Annotated in this window: 17 protein-coding genes and 1 pseudogene; 11 read left to right on the forward strand and 7 right to left on the reverse strand. The window is 39.4% G+C overall.

The window, feature by feature from the left end:
• Positions 1-37: 37 nt before the first annotated feature.
• A pseudogene (locus ACQRDX_RS03320) lies at positions 38-250 on the forward strand (FanG protein).
• A gap of 39 nt (positions 251-289) precedes the next feature.
• On the opposite strand, the gene rpmG reads toward ACQRDX_RS03320, so the two are convergent.
• Together rpmG and rpmF are read right to left on the reverse strand one after the other, a co-directional pair.
• Positions 290-439: a 50S ribosomal protein L33 gene (rpmG, locus tag ACQRDX_RS03325; RefSeq protein ID WP_001265622.1), complete on the reverse strand. Its 150-nt coding sequence runs from the start codon at positions 437-439 to the stop codon at positions 290-292.
• Positions 440-455: 16 nt separating this feature from the next.
• Positions 456-635, reverse strand: a complete 180-nt coding sequence (rpmF, locus tag ACQRDX_RS03330; RefSeq protein WP_018164771.1) for a 50S ribosomal protein L32 — start codon at positions 633-635, stop codon at positions 456-458.
• 258 nt (positions 636-893) lie between these two features.
• Here rpmF and ACQRDX_RS03335 point away from each other — a divergent pair, with 258 nt between their 5' ends.
• Both ACQRDX_RS03335 and ACQRDX_RS03340 read left to right on the forward strand, forming a co-directional pair.
• The gene (locus tag ACQRDX_RS03335; RefSeq protein WP_427894349.1) at positions 894-2,009 is read left to right on the forward strand and encodes a vitamin B12 independent methionine synthase; all 1,116 of its coding nucleotides are present in this window, start codon (positions 894-896) and stop codon (positions 2,007-2,009) included.
• Positions 2,010-2,085: 76 nt separating this feature from the next.
• Positions 2,086-3,441, forward strand: coding sequence for a PTS transporter subunit EIIC (locus ACQRDX_RS03340; protein ID WP_427894351.1), 1,356 nt, complete (start codon positions 2,086-2,088; stop codon positions 3,439-3,441).
• A 95-nt stretch (positions 3,442-3,536) separates the two neighbouring features.
• Here ACQRDX_RS03340 and ACQRDX_RS03345 read toward each other — a convergent pair whose 3' ends face one another.
• From ACQRDX_RS03345 to ACQRDX_RS03360, 4 genes are all read right to left on the reverse strand, one after another.
• Positions 3,537-4,298 carry an ABC transporter permease gene (locus tag ACQRDX_RS03345; RefSeq protein WP_427894353.1) on the reverse strand — a complete coding sequence of 254 codons (762 nt, stop codon included), beginning with the start codon at positions 4,296-4,298 and terminating at the stop codon, positions 3,537-3,539.
• On the reverse strand, positions 4,295-4,933 hold the full coding sequence (locus ACQRDX_RS03350) for an ABC transporter ATP-binding protein (protein ID WP_427894355.1): 639 nt from the start codon (positions 4,931-4,933) through the stop codon (positions 4,295-4,297). Before ACQRDX_RS03350 ends, ACQRDX_RS03345 begins: the two co-directional genes overlap by 4 nt.
• 1 nt (position 4,934) lies before the next feature.
• Complete coding sequence (locus ACQRDX_RS03355) at positions 4,935-5,363, reverse strand: cupin domain-containing protein (RefSeq protein ID WP_354367254.1); 429 nt, start codon at positions 5,361-5,363, stop codon at positions 4,935-4,937.
• A 265-nt stretch (positions 5,364-5,628) separates the two neighbouring features.
• The gene (locus ACQRDX_RS03360) at positions 5,629-7,647 is read right to left on the reverse strand and encodes a 4-alpha-glucanotransferase (RefSeq protein WP_427894357.1); all 2,019 of its coding nucleotides are present in this window, start codon (positions 7,645-7,647) and stop codon (positions 5,629-5,631) included.
• A 308-nt stretch (positions 7,648-7,955) separates the two neighbouring features.
• Here ACQRDX_RS03360 and hisS point away from each other — a divergent pair, with 308 nt between their 5' ends.
• The 5 genes from hisS (at position 7,956) to ACQRDX_RS03385 (ending at position 13,916) form a co-directional block, all read left to right on the forward strand.
• Positions 7,956-9,233 carry a histidine--tRNA ligase gene (hisS, locus tag ACQRDX_RS03365; protein ID WP_427894359.1) on the forward strand — a complete coding sequence of 426 codons (1,278 nt, stop codon included), beginning with the start codon at positions 7,956-7,958 and terminating at the stop codon, positions 9,231-9,233.
• 166 nt (positions 9,234-9,399) lie between these two features.
• Positions 9,400-11,148, forward strand: coding sequence for an aspartate--tRNA ligase (gene aspS / locus ACQRDX_RS03370; RefSeq protein ID WP_427894361.1), 1,749 nt, complete (start codon positions 9,400-9,402; stop codon positions 11,146-11,148).
• Positions 11,141-12,085, forward strand: coding sequence for a YitT family protein (locus tag ACQRDX_RS03375; protein WP_427894362.1), 945 nt, complete (start codon positions 11,141-11,143; stop codon positions 12,083-12,085). The genes aspS and ACQRDX_RS03375 overlap by 8 nt, the downstream gene beginning before the upstream one ends.
• 18 nt (positions 12,086-12,103) lie before the next feature.
• Positions 12,104-12,982 carry a YitT family protein gene (locus ACQRDX_RS03380; RefSeq protein WP_427894363.1) on the forward strand — a complete coding sequence of 293 codons (879 nt, stop codon included), beginning with the start codon at positions 12,104-12,106 and terminating at the stop codon, positions 12,980-12,982.
• Between the two features lie 64 nt (positions 12,983-13,046).
• The gene (locus ACQRDX_RS03385) at positions 13,047-13,916 is read left to right on the forward strand and encodes a YitT family protein (protein ID WP_427894365.1); all 870 of its coding nucleotides are present in this window, start codon (positions 13,047-13,049) and stop codon (positions 13,914-13,916) included.
• A gap of 37 nt (positions 13,917-13,953) precedes the next feature.
• On the opposite strand, the gene argS is transcribed toward ACQRDX_RS03385, so the two are convergent.
• The gene (argS, locus tag ACQRDX_RS03390; RefSeq protein WP_427894367.1) at positions 13,954-15,645 is read right to left on the reverse strand and encodes an arginine--tRNA ligase; all 1,692 of its coding nucleotides are present in this window, start codon (positions 15,643-15,645) and stop codon (positions 13,954-13,956) included.
• A gap of 162 nt (positions 15,646-15,807) precedes the next feature.
• Between argS and argR the strand changes: the two genes are divergently transcribed.
• Genes argR through mutS form a run of 3 tightly spaced genes read left to right on the forward strand, consistent with a single transcriptional unit; the run spans position 15,808 to position 19,126 of the window.
• A complete protein-coding gene (argR, locus tag ACQRDX_RS03395) occupies positions 15,808-16,245 on the forward strand; it encodes an arginine repressor (RefSeq protein ID WP_354367270.1) in 438 nt (145 codons plus the stop codon).
• The gene (locus tag ACQRDX_RS03400) at positions 16,242-16,586 is read left to right on the forward strand and encodes a YlbF family regulator (RefSeq protein WP_427894369.1); all 345 of its coding nucleotides are present in this window, start codon (positions 16,242-16,244) and stop codon (positions 16,584-16,586) included. The genes argR and ACQRDX_RS03400 overlap by 4 nt, the downstream gene beginning before the upstream one ends.
• The gene (gene mutS / locus ACQRDX_RS03405; protein WP_427894371.1) at positions 16,583-19,126 is read left to right on the forward strand and encodes a DNA mismatch repair protein MutS; all 2,544 of its coding nucleotides are present in this window, start codon (positions 16,583-16,585) and stop codon (positions 19,124-19,126) included. The genes ACQRDX_RS03400 and mutS overlap by 4 nt, the downstream gene beginning before the upstream one ends.
• The last annotated feature ends 7 nt before the right edge of the window (positions 19,127-19,133 follow it).

Consider the following 19,133-nt stretch of genomic DNA (forward strand, 5'->3'; position numbering starts at 1 on the left):
CTGAATCATAAAACACCTCATTCAAATATATTTTTGAATGAATTTTAACATTAAACTTTGTAGATGTCAACTTCAGCTCCACCAAAATATAGATAAGAAGTTAGTGTACCAAATATAAAAAAGCCCTGCCATCCAAATGATAGCAGGGCTTAACTTCAATATCCAAATGATATATTCATCTAAAAAAGGTAGAGTTCTTATTGATTTATATTGCAATGTAATGAACTTCAAAAATTCAAAAATCGCTTAAAATCAATGTTTTGATGTCTAATGACGTGTAGTGAACCCCTTACTTAACCTCAGTAAACACAACGTGCTTACGCAATTTTGGTGAGTATTTTTTCAATTGAAGACGGTCTGGAGTGTTACGTTTGTTTTTTGAAGTAAGGTACAAGCGTTCACCAGATTCTTTGTGTTCAAGTGTAATATTTACGCGCATGGTATCTCCCTTCTAATTATTTAGCTTCAGCTTTAGCGATTTTACGTCCTTTGTAGTATCCTTTAAGTGATACACGGTGTGAACGTGAGTAATCTCCAGTAGTTTCGTCAAATTGTACTGATGGAGCAGTCAATTTGTAGTGTGTACGACGTTTGTTTTTCTTCGCTTTTGAAGTGTGACGTGCAGGTACTGCCATTTTCTTTATTTCCTTTCAAATGTATGTTTCGGCTTTTGCCAACTTTAACAGTATAACAAATCTTTTTTGTAAAGTAAAGTTACTTGACAAATTTTTTCTTTTTTTTAGGAAAAGGCAGAGCTCACTATTTGTTTTATCAAAACAAAGCGTTTTCATAGTCTAAAACTATAACAAACCATAGCAAATATATATTTTACAGCCATATCTTTTCGCGTTACAATAGGGGCAATTGATTTCGCAATATAAGGAGTAAGACAGATGACAAAAACGCAATTTCATTTTGACCATGTTGGTAGCTATCTTCGCCCACAAGCTTTAAAAGAGGCGCGTGAGCAGTTTGCTAAAGGAGATATCTCAAAAGAGGAACTTCTAGCCGTTCAAGACCAATTGGTAAAAGAGTTGGTGCATCATGAGGTTGAAAATGGCCTTGAGGTTGTTTCTGATGGCGAGTTTGGACGCTCATGGTGGCACCTAGACTTCTTATGGGAGTTAACAGGTTTTGAAGCTTACCTTCAAGAAGACTCTTATAAGTTCCACGGCGCTAAGACACGTACGACCAATGTCCGCCTCAATGGTAAGGTTGCAGAGAATCCAAACCACCCATTTTACCGTGACTTTGAGTACCTCAAGTCAATCACACCTGAAGAGGTAACTCCTAAGGTAACCATTCCAAGTCCATCTTTGGTCATTAACCGCGATCACCGTAGTGATTTGTATGCTGATTATTATGATAGTTGGACAGATTTTCTTGATGGTCTAGCACAAGCTTATCAAGACACCATCAAGCATTTTTATGACTTAGGAGCGCGTTATGTGCAACTAGATGATACAACTTGGGCTTATTTGATTCAACAACTAGAAGACCACAAAGATCAGCCAGAAGAGCGTCGTGTCTTTGAAAAAATTGCAGAAGATGACGTTTATGTGATCAACAAGGTGTTAGATGGGCTACCAGAAGATCTAACAGTCGCAACACATGTTTGTCGTGGGAACTTTAAGTCAACTTATCTTTTTGAGGGTGGCTATCATACCATTTCAAAATATCTTGGTCAACTCAACTATGACATTTTCTTCCTTGAGTATGACGATGAGCGTTCAGGAGACTTTGCTCCGCTAGTAGATATCTGGAATGGTCGTGAGAATGTTGAGCTGGTTCTTGGCGTTATCACCTCAAAAGATCCTCAACTAGAGGATGTTGATGCGATTGTGGCACGTATTCAAGAAGCAGCACAGCTTGTTCCTCTAAAAAATCTTGGTATCTCAACACAGTGTGGCTTTGCCTCAACTGAGGAAGGCAATATCTTGACAGAAGAAGATGAGTGGAAAAAATTACGTTTAATCAAGACTATTACAGATAAAGTCTGGACATCATAAGAAAGGGGCAGGACAGGCTCGGCTTGTTAAGGTTGAACCTGCTCTGCTTTTTGACTAGGAAGGAAAAAAGTAGGATATGGATTATAAAGGGTTAGCACAGGAGATTTTAAAGCAAGTAGGAGGAGAGGAAAATGTTTCTGATCTTACCCACTGTGCGACACGGTTACGTTTTCGTCTAGTTGACGACAAAAAAGCTAATGACACGGCAGTAGAAGCGTTAGAGGGTGTGCTTGGCTTAACAAAAAGCGGTGGGCAGTATCAAGTGGTGATTGGTAATGATGTTCCCCATGTTTATGCAGCCTTAGTTGACAATCTTTCTGACCAGTCTGTGCGTTCGACAGAGGTGAAACAGGGACCTCTACAAACGCTTCTGGCTGTGATTTCAGGCATTTTCACCCCAATCTTACCTGTCATTACAGCAGCTGGGATGATTAAGGCGGTCCTATCCCTGTTAACGGTCTTTGGTGTGATGACGGCAGATGATGTCAACTATCAGATTTTAAATTTTATCGGTGATGCTGGTTTTTATTTTCTGCCCATCTTTCTAGGGGCTTCGGCTGCTCGCCAATTTAAAACTAACCCTCAGTTAGGGATGTTGATGGGGGCTATCTTACTCCATCCGACCTTTACCCTGATGGTGACGACAGCTAAGGAAGCTGGAAAGAGCTTGAGTTTCTTCTCACTACCTTTGACTCTAGCTTCTTACTCTTCTACGGTCATTCCAGTAATTTTAGCCGTCTGGTTTATGAGCTATGTGGAGCGTTTTGCGGATAAGGTATCGCCTAAGGCAGTCAAGTTTTTCTTGGTACCGATGGTAACAACCTTAATCACTGCGCTTGTGACCCTCTTGGTTCTTGGTCCGATTGGGGCAATTGTCGGAAACTGGCTAGGTGATTTCTTTAAATGGTTAGAAAACTTTGGTCCTTGGGTAGTTCCAACGATTGTCGGTATCTTCTCTCCTTTCCTTGTCATGACAGGGACCCACTATGGTTTGGTGTCCATTGGTATCAATAACCGAATGACTATTGGTTATGACACCATTGCCCAGCCTGGGATGTTAGCTTCCAACGTGGCACAAGGAGGTGCTGCGCTAGCGATTGCTGTTAAAACAAAAGACACCAATAAAAAAGCCTTGGCTTCTTCGGCAGGTCTTACGGCTATCTTTGGAATCACAGAGCCTGCTTTATATGGTGTAACCTTGCAAAATAAAGCAGCGTTAATAGGCTCTATGGTAGCTGGAGGCGTAGGTGGATTTTTCCTAGGAATTTTAGGGGCTAGAAACTTCTCAGGTGGCTCGCCAGGGCTTCTAACTATTGCAGCTTACATCGGAGAGGACACGCTAAAATACTTTTACACAGCTATTGCAGGCTTGATTATTTCAGTCGTCGTTTCCTTTGTTGTGACCTTTATTCTCTATCGGGAAGAAGATTAGTGAGACCATTAAACATGAGCAGGACAACAACTAAAAACACAGATAACTTTAACTAAGGTTATCTGTGTTTTTCTTTTATCTCTAGTCATAAACGATTAGTCAAATTCCAACTGGGCTCTATCCGTAAAGTAGGTCTGATAGGCTGTATAGGAGGCGATAACGGAAGCTAAGCTAGTCGCAGACAGCAACATGAACATGACCATAATCTGATAGCGAATGGCATGGACTGGATCAACTCCTGCAAATATTAGCCCTGACATCATCCCAGGCAGGCTGACAAGACCGACTGTTTTGGCTGAGTCGATGGTCGGCTGCATACCTGTTTTGATAGCCTCTCGCAAAATCTCCTGTGAAGCCAATTTAACACTGGCACCTAGACTGAGTTTTTCCAAAACTTGTTGGCGGTTATCTGTGAAAGACTTGTACATAGCCCGATAGGACAGGCCGATTGCCGTCATGGCATTGCTAGCCAACATTCCTGATATAGGAATGACCTGTGAAGGAGTAAACTTGATTGCACCAGATAGTACCAAGATTGTCAAGGTCAGACTAGTTGAAGTTAAAAGGGCTAGAAAGGGATGGAGCAAGGATTTCTTGCTATTGGGATTGCGTTTGTTAGCTTGGACACTGGCATTAAAAAGAATAATCAAAATCATCATCAAGCTAAGAAAAACATTTGAAGCTTGGAAGATAAACTTAAGAACGTAGCCAACAAAGATTAGCTGGAGGACAGTTCTGACAACGGCCATGACAATATCCTTAGTCAAGCCCAGCTTTTCCTTCTGACTGATGCCCAAGGCTACTAAGACCAGCCCGAAAACAAGGGCTAGGGAGAGGTTGTCTACTGAAACGTTCATCCTTGGATACGACCTCCTTCTATTCTCAAAATCTTTTGGGCTGCCTCAATCTCTGACTGGTCATGAGTGACTTCAATCAGAGTATTTCTAGTAGCTTGGTAGTCTGCTAAGAGCTTGTTGACAATAGCCTTGGTTTCGGCATCTAAGCCTGCAGAGATTTCGTCCAAGAGTAAAACCTTTGGCTCAAAGAGTAGATTACGGATGAGGGCAACGCGTTGCTTTTCTCCTCCAGATAGTTCTGTGATTTTCTTGCTTAAAAATTCTGGCGCTAGATTCACAGTTTCTAAAGCCTTGAGGGCTTTGGTCTGGTCAAAGGCTAACTGACGAATGGTAAATGGAAACTGGAGATTATCTTGGACGGTCTGCCCAAAGAGAACTGGCTGTTGAAAACAATAAGAAACTTCTCTCCTGTAAGTCGGCATGTCCAGCTCTGCTAGGTCTTTTCCTTGAAAGAAAATAGTCCCACTGGTCGCAGATGTTAAGCCTGCCAAGAGTTTTAGGATAGAGCTTTTTCCACTGCCCGAAGGTCCAACCAAGGTTAGTCGCTCGCCTTCTGCAACGGTAAAACTAATGTCAGTTAAAATCGACTTATCATTATCTGATAAGCTGACAGATTGAAGTTGAAAAATGTTCATCTTAATGACCGTGCTCTTCTGCTTCTTCAGCAGCGATAGCAATGGCTTGGGTTTCATGAACTGTCCCATGAGCGTGGTGGGCTGGTCCATAGATAGAGTAGATTTTAAGGTCTTCTTGACCGATGTTGATGACATTATGGTAGGTTCCATTTGGAATGAAAATGGCATCTTCTGGTCCAACTTCAGTATCAAGCGTAATCTTATCAGCAGATTCACCCATAATAACACGGCCGTGGCCTTGCTCAATACGGAGGAACTGGTCGTTTTCATTGTGAACTTCTGCACCGATGTCACTACCAACTGGGATAGACATCAGGGTAACTTGTAAGAGTTCTCCTGTCCAGAGAGCTGTGCGGTAGTTAGTATTTTCAAGTGTAGCTGTCTCAATATTGGTTACAAATGGCGCTTTACCATAGTCTTTAGTTGTCATAATTGTTTACCTCTAATTTAGAATTATTATAAATATTATTTAGAACTATTCTAATTATACTATTTTTAGAATAGATGTCAAGCTTTTGAAACGATCATTATTTTCAGATGTTACTAGATAAATGAAAAAAGTCTCCTTTACGTCCTAGCCTACAAGTTAGGGAGTAAAGAAAACTCATTTGTATCAGTTACATAGCGGATCAATAGGACTTTCTAAGATTTTTCTTCAAACACTGGTTTAAGAAAGGGTGCTAGAACAGCATTTTTTAGCCTTTGCTGCTTCGACGAGAGTTGGTAACCATGTGATGAAGCTGTTGAATAAAGTCCGTTTTTTCAGACAACTGCTCAAGAGAGAGATGTATGCGATAATCCCAACTATTTTTGGGATTAGAAGGGTCATTAATGCGTTCTATTACTTGATTTGGATTGCTTACCTCGGTGTTAAGAGCAAATAGGTCTTGTAGTGGGAAAATGACAATCATGGCATTAGAATTTAGGTGGCGATAAATGATATTCTCAATCACCTCTGGACCAGCCTCTTGAGGAGCCTCTCCAAAGAAGTGCATCATTTGGTTATAATATTGTTGCGTAAATGCAAAATCTTCTTGCCACCACTGTCTTAGGGTTGAAGTATCATGACTAGAGGGAGTTGCCACACAGAGATAATCTAGGTGATCCAAGTGGTGAACAAATTGAGAAGGGTCATCAGGCATGCGTTCAACAGCTAATTTTAAAATCTGCGTTTCTGCCATTACTTCTGGAACAGTGGCAGGTACCATCCCTAAATCTTCTCCACAAGCAAGCATATCTGTTGCATTTTTGAGGACAGGTAACTTTTCTAGAGCTTTTTCCTTCCAAAAATGATTATTACGATAATAGAAGTAGTCATTATGAAGCCAATCAAATTTTTCTTGGAATTCATAGCCTAATTCTTGATAAGAGATAGTTTGTGTTAGAGAGACACGGGGATGATAGTACCCATCTGTTTCATGGTCCTTAATGAGTAGGACATTTTCTGTCAACTGGTAGAGTCCATCCTTGATGTATTCTTCAATATCGAGAGCTTCGATCGTCTTTTGGTCTTTAAAAGGCTCTTTTAATTCATAATTTTCATAGCCTACATAATTGAGGTAATTTTGAATAATTCTATCTCTTTGATCACGTCCAAAAATACGGTCGATAACCCAATCCTTGATAAAAGGTTCAACAAACCGTTTTTCCCCTCCCCAAGCTCGGAAAGGAATACCAATTTGTTCCAATTCTTCAACGGAATAACCGCGGGCAGGTGTGAAGTGTCCGAGTAAACCGCGAACAGAGTAGGTTGGAATTTCCCAGATACGGAAAAAACCAAGGATATGGTCTAGGCGGTAGGCATCAAAATAGGTTGCCATACTGTTAAGACGGGTCTTCCACCAAGCGTACCCATCTTCTGCCATACGTGTCCAATTGTAAGTCGGTAAAGCCCAGTTTTGTCCTGTTGTGGAAAAAGCATCTGGTGGAGCTCCCGCTTGCATATCCAGATTAAAGAGATCAGGATTTTGCCAAGCATCTGCTGAGAAAAGTCCGACTCCGATGGCAATATCTCCTTTAATGGCGACTCCGATGCTATGACAATATTGAGTAGCCTCAAGGAGCTGTTGGTGAAGGACGAATTGTAAGAAAGCTTGGAAGTCTAAGAAATCTTTAGCTTCAGCATTTTTTTGCAGTTCCTTATAGAAATGATCTTGATAGACGGCATGATCTTTCCAATCTGTAAAATCAGTACTGTCATACTGATTGAGATAATAGTTAAAGCAAGCATAAGCTTCTAGCCAGCTTTTTTTCTCTTCTTTAAAAGCTTTGAAGTTTTTGTCATGAGCTAGATTTTTTTTGAGTTTGTCAAAGACTTTTCGAGCATAAAAGAGTTTTCTTTTGATAACATTTGGATAATCCACTGCCTCTAGCTGATTGAATGCTGCCTTCTCTTTTTGATAAGCTGTGAGACTGTCTGAATCAAGCTCTTTTTCAAATGGTGTTAAGTCTAGATAAAGGGGATGGAGGGCAAAAACAGAAGTGGCGGTATAAGGAGAAGAATCCTTAAAGGTTTGAGTGGCATTGGTGTCGTTAATTGGTAAAATCTGAATAATATCAAGCCCACTTGCTTTGGTGATATCTGCCAAGGCCTTTAAATCGCTAAATTGCCCAACACCGAAATCGTTTTCGCTACGTAAAGAAAAAACAGGAATAGCTAAACCAGTGTGATAAGGGGTATCCCCGTAGGGGACTAATCGAAATTCTTTTTTCATAAGCAACCTTTCTATGCAAACGTTTTCTTAGAAAATTATATCGCAGATCCCTGATAAAGACAATGGTTTTCATGTATTTTCATAAAAAGTGAGACATTCTTTTGTGATGAAGGAGTAAGAAAAATTTCTTTCTTGACCAGTCTTTTCCTTTTCTAGTGATAGTTTTTGAGGGTAGAATGTGGTAAAATAGGTAGGAAATTAAGGGAAAGGTGAAGAGGCTGTAGCGGTGTCGCATCACTAATAGACGCTAGCTAGTTTTTGAAGGATGATGCTTTATTTTTCAAAGATAGGGCCTTGTATCAATACAGATGAAATTGCAAAAACCTAAGGGAACACAAGATATTCTGCCACAAGAGTCTGCTAAATGGCAGTATGTGGAGGAAGTTGCACGTGAAACATTTAAGAAATACCATTATGCTGAAATTCGAACGCCTATGTTTGAACATTATGAAGTGATTAGTCGCTCTGTTGGCGATACAACAGACATTGTCACTAAGGAGATGTATGATTTTTATGATAAGGGTGAGCGCCACATCACTCTACGCCCAGAAGGAACAGCTCCGGTGGTCCGTTCTTATGTTGAAAACAAACTTTTTGCTCCAGAGGTTCAAAAACCTGTTAAACTTTATTACATTGGTTCAATGTTTCGTTATGAGCGCCCACAAGCAGGTCGCTTGCGTGAGTTTCACCAAATTGGTGTTGAGTGCTTTGGCTCTCCCAACCCTGCCACAGATGTTGAAACAATCGCTATGGCTTATCAATTATTTACGACTTTAGGGATTAAAGATGTGACCCTTCACCTTAATACTCTGGGTAGCCCAGAGAGTCGTGCGGCCTACCGTCAAGCTTTGATTGACTATCTAACCCCTCTTCGAGAGACGCTTTCAAAAGATAGTCAGCGTCGTCTAGAAGAAAATCCTTTGCGTGTTCTAGATTCTAAGGAAAAAGAAGACAAGCTAGCAGTGGAAAATGCTCCGTCTATTTTAGATTATCTAGATGAAGAGAGTCAGGAACACTTTGATCAAGTGCGTAACATGCTTGAGAGTTTGGGGATTCCTTATGTGATTGATACCAATATGGTTCGTGGATTGGATTATTATAATCACACGATTTTTGAGTTCATCACAACTGTTGATCGTTCTGACTTGACCATCTGTGCAGGTGGTCGCTATGATGGTTTGGTTGAGTATTTCGGTGGTCCAGAAACCGCTGGTTTTGGTTTTGGACTAGGACTTGAGCGCTTGCTTTTAATTCTTGAAAAACAAGGGATCAGCCTACCAGTTGAAGAAAGTTTGGATGTTTATTTAGCGGTTTTAGGAGCTGGTGCTAATGGGAAGGCTTTAGAGTTGGTACAAGCTATTCGTCATCAAGGTTTTAAAGCAGAACGAGACTATCTTAACCGTAAAATTAAGGCGCAGTTCAAGTCAGCAGATACTTTTGGTGCGAAGTTAGTGATAACGCTTGGCGAAAGTGAAGTAGAAAGTGGCCAAGTCACTATTAAAAATAATCAGACGCGTGAAGAGTACACCGCAAGCTTTACTGAAATCACAGAAAACTTTGCGACTATTGTAGAAAAGTTAGCCTAACAAAAACCTCAGTAAGTTGAACTTACTGAGGTTTTTGTCTGATAAGATAATCTTATCTAGATTTTAGGATAAGCAACGAAAAACTCTTTTGAAATGGGTGGGGTTTTTAAGCGCTTTTTGTTATAATATGAAGGAATGAATATTTTAGATGGAGAAGAGAAATAATATGAAACGTTCAATGTATGCAGGACGTGTTCGCACAGAACATGTTGGACAAATCCTAACTCTTAAAGGTTGGGTTGCTAGACGTCGCGACTTAGGAGGTTTGATTTTTATTGATTTGCGTGATCGTGAAGGCATCATGCAATTGGTGATCAACCCAGAAAATGCTTCAGCAGAAGTTGTGGCTACAGCCGAAAAATTACGTAGTGAGTATGTTATTGAAGTGACAGGTCAAGTTGAAAAACGTGGTCAAGCTAATGATAAATTGCCTACAGGTGAGGTGGAATTACATGTTGAGCAGTTGCGTATTCTAAATGTAGCCAAAACGACTCCTTTTGAAATTAAAGATGGTGCAGAAATCAGTGATGAGACACGTTTGCGTTACCGTTACCTAGATCTTCGTCGCCCTGAGATGCTCGAAAACTTTAAACTGCGTGCAGCGGTGACACATTCTATTCGCAATTATTTGGATGCTCTTGAATTTATTGATGTCGAAACACCGATGTTAACAAAGTCCACTCCAGAAGGAGCGAGGGATTACCTTGTACCAAGTCGAGTGAGTCAAGGTCATTTTTATGCTCTTCCACAAAGCCCTCAAATTACAAAACAATTGTTGATGAATGCTGGATTTGATCGCTATTATCAAATTGTTAAGTGTTTCCGTGATGAAGATCTTCGTGGTGACCGTCAACCTGAGTTTACACAGGTTGATTTAGAAACATCATTTTTAACAGATCTTGAGATTCAAGACTTGACAGAAGGTTTACTCGCAAAAGTGATGAAGGATACAAAAGGGATTGAAGTCACTTTGCCATTCCCACGTATGTCTTATGACGAAGCTATGAACAAGTATGGTTCAGATAAGCCAGATACTCGTTTTGAAATGCTTCTAGAAGACTTGACAGAAACTGTAAAGGGAGTTGATTTCAAAGTCTTTTCAGAAGCTGAGACAGTAAAAGCAATCGTTGTCAAAGGTAAGGCGGATGCTTATTCTCGTAAAGATATTGACAAGTTGACAGAGTTTGCCAAACAATTTGGTGCTAAAGGTCTAGCTTGGGTGAAGTATAATGATGCTAACTTAGCAGGTCCAGTTGCTAAGTTTTTAACAGATATTGAGTCAGCTCTTGTTGAGCGCTTAGCGCTTTCTGAAAATGATTTGGTCCTTTTTGTAGCAGATAGCTTAGATGTTGCGAATAATACTTTAGGCGCTCTTCGTAATCGTATTGCTAAGGAGCAAGATTTGATTGATGAGTCACAATTTAATTTCTTGTGGATTGTTGATTGGCCAATGTTTGAATGGTCAGAAGAAGAAGGTCGCTACATGTCAGCTCACCATCCTTTCACCCTGCCGCAAGCAGATACAGCACATGAACTTGAGGGTGATCTTAGTAAGGTAAAAGCTATTGCTTATGATATTGTCTTAAATGGTTATGAGCTTGGTGGTGGTAGCTTGAGGATTAATCAAAAAGACTTACAAGAGCGGATGTTAAAAGCTCTAGGATTCTCTCTTGAGGAAGCTAATGAACAGTTTGGTTTCTTGTTAGAAGCTATGGACTATGGTTTCCCACCACACGGTGGTTTAGCCTTGGGTCTAGACCGATTGGTGATGTTATTGGCTGGTAAAGATAATATCCGTGAAGTAATTGCCTTTCCTAAAAATAATAAGGCTAGTGATCCTATGACACAAGCACCTAGCCTTGTTTCTCCAAAACAACTTGAAGAGCTTGCTTTGCAAGTAGAGGACAATGATTAAAAAAGCTAGTTTTAAAAAGAAAACAAAGTATGCAGTTGATCAGGCTGCTAAAAAAGTAGGATTGTTTCAAACCCTACAAAGTATTTCAAGGGAAAAATATGCAGAGAAGGTATCCGCTTCCCTGCTTTATGCCCTTTTATCCAGTATTGCAGTTAACTTTTTCTTTCAGCCAGGGCATGTCTATTCCAGTGGTGTCACTGGTTTAGCACAGGTTCTGTCAGCTCTAAGCCACCGCCTACTAGGTTTTGCAATTCCTGTAGCTCTTACCTTTTATGCTATTAATATTCCTTTGATTGTATTGGCTTGGTATAAGATTGGGCATAAATTTACAGTCTTTACTTTTATTACAGTTACTTTAAGTACCTTATTTATTCAGTTTATGCCTGAAATAACCTTAACCGAAGATCCCTTGATTAACGCCATTTTTGGTGGTTTGGTGATGGGAGTTGGCATAGGTTATGCTTTGAAGTCTAATATTTCAAGTGGTGGGACAGATATTGTTAGTTTAACGATCCGTAAGAAAACAGGTCGTGATGTTGGCAATATTTCCTTAGCAGTGAATGCTGTCATTATGTTGTTTGCGGGACTTTTGTTTGGTTGGCAGTATGCCCTATACTCCATGGTGACAATCTTTGTCTCTAGTCGTGTGACGGATGCTGTCTTTACCAAGCAAAAGAAAATGCAGGCTATGATTATCACCAGTAATCCTGATAAAGTCACCCGCATGATTCACAAAAAATTAAATCGTGGTGTGACCTGTATCAATGATGCAGAAGGAACTTATAATCACGAGAAAAAATGTGTCTTGATTACTATTATCACCCGTTCAGAGTATGCTGAGTTTAAGTATTTGATGAAAAAATATGATCCGACAGCCTTTGTTTCAGTAGCGGAGAATGTTCATATCATTGGAAGATTTGTGGAAGAGGATCAGTAGGAGTTAAGGAGATTTTGTATGATAGTGGATTATCAGTTTCGTCTGAAAAATATGATTCTGATTGCCTTTGGGGCAGCTATTTATGCTTTTGGATTTGTTTACTTTAATATGGCTAATCAAATTGCAGCCAATGGTTTATCTGGTCTAACACTAGTCTTACATGCCCTTTTTGGAATTAACCCTACCTATTCAGGCTATCTGATTAATCTACCTTTGATCCTTTTAGGAGCTTACTTATTTGGTCGTAAATCAATGATTTATACGATTGAGGGAATTTTCTGTCTCTATTTTTTTATTTGGATCTTCCAGAAAGTTCCTATTGTCATTGATTTAGAAAATGATGACTTGGTAGTATCCTTGCTCGCTGGCATCACTGCTGGTTTAGGTGGTGGATTGGTCTTTAGAAATAGGGGGACTATTGGAGGATCTGACATTGTAGCGCGTGTTATTGAGGACAAGTTTGGAATCCAATTAAATCAAGCTCTTCTTGCATTTGATATTTTTGTGATGATTTTATCGCTGACCTATATCACTATTCCCAAGATGATGTATGCTTTAATTGCTAGCTTTATGTACAGCCAGATGGTTAATCTAGTTCAAAATGGTGGATATGCTGTTCGGGGCATGATTATTATTTCTAATCACTCCCAAGAGATTTCAAAGGTTATTATGGAAGATTTGGGGAGAGGGGTAACTTTTTTAAAAGGAGAAGGAGCCTACTCTGGTCAAGAAAAAGATGTGATGTATGTTGCTTTGAGCCCTACTGATGTTCGTGATGTTAAGATATTAGTGAGAGAACTTGATTCGCAAGCTTTTGTTTCTGTCTTTAATGTTGATGAAGTCATGAGTCCAGAATTTGTGGCATCAAAAAGTAAATATCGAAAAATGAAAAAATAGAAAGGAGGAAATTGGGAGATGATGATTGATCCCGATTTCCTTTTTGTGGTAAGGGGGATACGTGATGAAAGAAGATAAACGATTAACCTTTAAGAATCTGCTAATGATTACTTTTGGGGTTGCAATATACACTTTTGGTTTTGTCAAGTTTAATATGGCTTATCATTTAGCTGAAGGGGGCATCGCAGGAGTTACTCTTATCATCAATTTTTTAACAGGTCTTAATCCTGCCTATTCTTCCTTACTCTTAAACTTACCGTTATTTGTCTTAGGGGCACGTGTCTTTGGAAAAAAATCATTAGTTTTAACCATTTACGGCACTCTCACCATGTCTATTTTTATCTGGCTATGGCAACGTGTTCCAATTGAAATTCCCTTAAAGAATGATATGATGTTGGTGGCTGTGGTCGCTGGGCTTTTTGCAGGTGTAGGAAGTGGTCTTGTTTTTCGATATGGTGCCACAACAGGCGGAACAGATATTATCGGGCGTGTCTTAGAGGAAAAATTCGGCTTCAAATTGGGACAGACACTTTTAACTATAGATCTGCTGGTTTTATTAGCTTCTCTAACTTATATTGATTTACAACATATGCTTTATACCTTAATTGCCAGTTTTGTCTTTAGTCAAGTAGTAACTGTTGTTCAAAATGGTGGTTATCGTGTTCGAGGAATGATTATTATTACGAAACAATCAGATTTGGTAGCAAAACGAATTTTAAATGAGATCAATAGAGGAGTAACCTTTTTACAGGGACAAGGTGCTTACTCAGGAACTTCTTATCAGGTACTCTATGTGGTGTTAAACCCTAGCGAAGTAAGAGATGTTAAGGCGATTTTATTAGATATGGATCCAGATGCCTTTATCTCTATTTTAGATGTAGATGAGGTCGTTAGTTCCGATTTTACGATTCGAAGGAAAAAGAATCTGAATTAAGAAAATCCCATTTGGTATTTACCAAATGGGATTTTGTTTACATTTCGTTTGGTGCTTCTACTCCAAGAAGAGCAAGGGCTTCTTTTAAGACTGTTGCTGTGGCATAAGAAAGTGCTAAGCGACTATCACGTTCTGGACTGTCATCTAGAATACGAGTGTGCGCATAGTACTTGTTAAAGCTTTGTGCAAGGTTAATCGCAAATTTAGCGATGATAGATGGCTCAAAGTTATCGGCACTGCGGACAATAATACGTGGGAAGTCTTGGATCAATTTGATAATTTCCCAGCTTTCTGTATCAGACAAGCTATAAGGTGTTGTTTCATCTGGTGTGAAGTCAGCCTTACGCAAGATGGATTGGATGCGTGCGTGAGCATATTGCACATAAGGTCCAGTTTCTCCTTCAAAGGAAACCATAGCTTCTAGGTCAAAGTCATAACCATTGGTGCGGTCTGTTTTTAGGTCGTAGAACTTGATGGCACCAACTCCCACAGCATGAGCTACGGCATCTTTGTTTGGCAAGTCAGGGTTTTTGCTCTCAATTTGAGCTTTAGCACGACTAACTGCTTCGGCAATAGTTGGTTCAAGTAGGATAACGTTCCCTTTACGTGTAGAAAGTTTTTTACCTTCTTTAGTGACTAGACCAAAGGCAACGTGAGTAATATCCTCACTCCAGTCATAGTCCATTTCCTTAAGGACAGCTTTAAGTTGTTTGAAATGGGCTGACTGTTCTTGCCCTACCACATAAATGGCCTTAGCAAAGTCATATTGGCGTTTGCGATAAAGGGCAGCAGCGAGATCGCGTGTGATATAAAGAGTGGCACCGTCAGATTTTTTGATAAGAGCGGGGTGTTCAATACCGTATTTTTCAAGGTTGACAACTTGAGCACCTTCTGATTCTTCAAGAAGACCTTTTTCTTCAAGCAGTTCAACGATTTCATCCATCTTGTCATTATAAAAGGCTTCACCGTTGTAGCTATCAAATTCAACATCAAGCTCTTTATAAAGGCGGTTAAACTCTACTAGACTTTCATCGCGGAACCATTGCCACAAGTTAAGTGCTTCTTCATCACCATTTTCTAACTTACGGAACCAGTCACGTGCTTCGTCATCTAATTCAGGATGTTCTTTAGCTTCCTCATTGATACGAACATAGAGTTTTAAGAGTTCACTGATAGGGTTTTCCTCAACAGATTTTTGATCTCCCCATTTTTTGTAAGCAACAATTAGCATACCAAACTGTTTACCCCAGTCACCAAGGTGGTTAATGCGGACCGTATGATAGCCTAATTTTTTAAAGATATTGGATAAGCTGTCTCCGATAACAGTTGAGCGAAGATGTCCAATAGAAAAAGGTTTGGCAATGTTTGGGCTGGACATGTCAATGGCAACATTTTTTCCTTGCCCGATACTTTGATCAGCGTAATGCTCTTTATTGCGGATGACTTCTTTCAACACTTTTGCAGAAATAGCCTTTTTATCGAGGAAAAAATTGATGTAAGGTCCAACTGCCTCTACTTTTTCAAAGGCTGAAGCATCGATTTTTTCTGCAATCTCTGATGCAATCATTTGAGGGGCTTTTCTAAGAATTTTAGCGAGGCTAAAGGCAGGAAAGGCCACATCTCCCATGTCAGAATTTTTAGGTGTTTCAAGTAAGTTGGAAATTGTTTCTTTGTCCAAGTCAGGGACAACTTTATTGATTTCTAAAGCAATCAATTCTTTGTTATTCATAAAGGTACTCCTTTGTTAATCAGTCATTCTATTTTAACATAAAATCACTCAATTGATGACTAAAAATAGAAGATTTCTAGGAAGTCTCCTGCTTTAAGTGTCGAAAAAATAAGGAATTTTTGATATAATCAGTTAGCATATTTATACAAGATTGAGGATATCATGAACAAACAAGAACGTCAAAATAGAATCAAACGGATTATCCAGAAAGGCCGTGTGGGAACACAAGAAGAGATTAAGGCTCTTTTAGAGGAAGAGGGCATTTCTGTAACACAAGCTACTTTGTCTCGTGACTTGAGAGAAATTGGGTTATTAAAATTACGGGACGGTGAAGGTCGATTGTATTATAGTCTATCAAATCTAACAGATAGCAGTTTTTTAGAGGCTATATCACCGTTTATCTTAAAGGTTGCGCGTGCAAGTTTTATGTTGGTCATCCATACTAATTTAGGAGAAGCTGACGTTTTAGCTAATATTATTGATGCTGAGAACGAGGAGGGGATCTTAGGGACAATTGCTGGCGCGGATACATTGATTGTGATCTGTCGAGATGAAGCGATGGCAAAAAATTTAGAAAGTGATATTGAGTTATCACTATGATGCCTTTTCAAAAACAGTTAGATCATCTAGCTAGTCTTCTAGCTCAGCATCCTAATGTGATTTCTTATCAAGCCCTAGAAAAAGAAGTCAAATCATTACCACAATTACAAGAACAAACTGTAAAGATGAAAGCTTATCAGCAAGAAGCAGTTTTATACCAAAAGTTAGAGAAATCTCAAGCTTATGAAAGCAGTAGTGAGGCTGCTATTCTTTTGGAGGCTGAGCTTAATCAAAATCCCCTTGTTCAAGCTTATCGTGTAAAGTTACAAGACACTAGTGATCTTTTACAGTATGTGACAAAATCTATTGAAGATAAAATAAATGAGGAGTTGACATCATGACAAAAGAAAAACTCTCCCCAGGCATGCAGCAGTATCTGGATATTAAAAAAGAATATCCAGATGCTTTTTTGCTATTTCGTATGGGGGACTTTTATGAGTTGTTTTATGAGGACGCGACAAAAGCTGCTCAAATTTTAGAGCTGACCTTGACGAGTCGTAATAAAAATGCAGATCATCCTATTCCAATGGCAGGCATGCCTTTTCATGCAGCGCAACAATATATTGACATCTTAGTCGAGTTGGGATATAAGGTGGCGATTGCCGAGCAGATGGAGGATCCCAAAAAAGCTATTGGTGTAGTCAAAAGAGAAGTTGTTCAGGTCATTACCCCAGGGACAGCTATTGATTCCAGTGGTCAGGATGCTAGTAATAATTTTTTAGTCTCTCTTGATACAGATGGTCTTTCTTATGGCCTTGCTTATATGGATGTATCAACAGGGGAGTTTCATACAACTACTTTATCAGATTTTGATACAGCCACATCAGAAATTTTAAACCTTAAGGCAAAAGAAGTTGTTTTGGGGTATCAGCCACCTGAACAAGAAAAGCACCTTTTAACCAAACAACTAAACTTGTTATTATCTGAGAGTTTGGAGGCTATAGAAGATTTACACCTTATTGACAACTCCTTGACACCTCTTGAAAAAAGTAGCGCAGGTAAGTTACTTGCTTATGTTAAAACCACGCAACTAAGAGAACTTAGCCATCTCCAAAAAGCTTTACATTACGAAATTAAGGACTTTTTGCAGATGACTTATGCCACGAAAAAAAGTTTAGACTTATTAGAAAATGCTCGGACAGGAAAGAAACATGGTAGTTTGTACTGGCTACTAGATGAGACCAAGACGGCTATGGGGACTCGTTTATTGCGTAGCTGGATTGATCGTCCCTTGGTGAATCAAACTAAAATTTTAAATCGTCAAGAGGTGATTCAAGCTTTCTTGGATCATTTCTTTGAGCGCCATGATTTAACAGAAAGCTTAAAAGGAATCTACGATATTGAGCGTTTGGCTAGTCGAGTTTCTTTTGGAAAAGCTAATCCTAAGGATCTCCTTCAACTTGGAAAAACCTTGTCCAATGTTCCTATGATTAAGTCTATCTTAGAAACGTTTGATAGTCCTGCTTTAGAACAGTTGGTTACACAACTAGATCCCTTACCAGAGTTGGAACACTTGATTAGCTCAGCTATTAATCCAGAAGCTCCTATGACGATTTTAGAAGGTGATATTATCAAAACAGGGTTTGATGAAAAACTAGATGGCTATCGCCGTGTGATGAAAGAAGGGACGGGATGGATAGCTGAGATAGAAGCTAAAGAGCGTGAAGCTAGTGGTATTTCTAATCTAAAAATTGACTACAATAAAAAAGATGGCTACTATTTCCATGTAACCAACTCTAATCTTGATTTGGTCCCAGAGCATTTCTTTCGAAAAGCAACCCTAAAAAACTCAGAGCGTTATGGTACAGTTGAATTGGCAAAGATTGAAGGGGATATGTTAGAAGCACGTGAAGAGTCGGCTAATCTTGAGTATGATATCTTTATGTCTATTCGGACTCAGGTTGAAAAATACATTCAGCGTCTTCAAAAATTAGCCCGCCTACTGGCAACTATTGATGTCTTGCAATCATTAGCAGTTGTGGCTGAAAATAATCACTATATTCGACCGCTATTTAATACTGACCAAATGATTTCGATTGAAAATGGTCGTCATGCTGTTGTCGAAAAAGTGATGGGAGTACAAGAGTATATTCCAAACACCATTACTTTTGATACTGATACTATGATTCAGTTAATTACAGGACCTAATATGAGTGGGAAATCGACTTATATGCGTCAACTTGCCTTGACAGTGATTATGGCTCAAATGGGAGCATTTGTTGCAGCAGATTATGTCAATTTTCCAATTTTTGATGCTATTTTCACACGTATTGGGGCAGCAGATGATTTGATTTCTGGACAATCGACTTTTATGGTTGAGATGATGGAGGCTAATCAAGCGATTCAATTAGCTAGTCCACACTCCTTGATTTTATTTGATGAGTTGGGTCGTGGAACGGCTACTTATGATGGTATGGCACTTGCTCAGTCCATTATTGAGTATATTCATGAGCATGTTGGGGCAAAGACCATGTTTGCTACCCATTACCATGAGTTGACAACCTTGTCAAAAACATTGACACAATTAGTCAATGTTCATGTCTCTATTTTAGAAAAAGATGGAGAAGTGACGTTCTTGCACAAAATTGCTGAAGGTCCTGCTGATAAATCTTACGGTATTCATGTGGCTAAGATTGCAGGTTTACCGAGAAATTTACTGAATCGTGCAGATACCATTTTAAAAGATTTAGAAGAACACTCGGCTCAGATAGTTGCTCAGGTGAATCCATCTATTGTTACTACGGAATCCGTTAGTACGCAGCTCAGCCTTTTTCAAGAAGCTTCACATCCTGTATTAGATCAATTACAGAAGGTTGATGTCTTAAACCTTACCCCTATGGAAGCTATGTCAACCTTATACGAATTGAAAAAACTGCTTTAGAAAGGGA

The sequence above is a fragment of the Streptococcus sp. SGI.013 genome, from assembly GCF_050315295.1.
GTDB lineage: Bacteria > Bacillota > Bacilli > Lactobacillales > Streptococcaceae > Streptococcus > Streptococcus porcorum.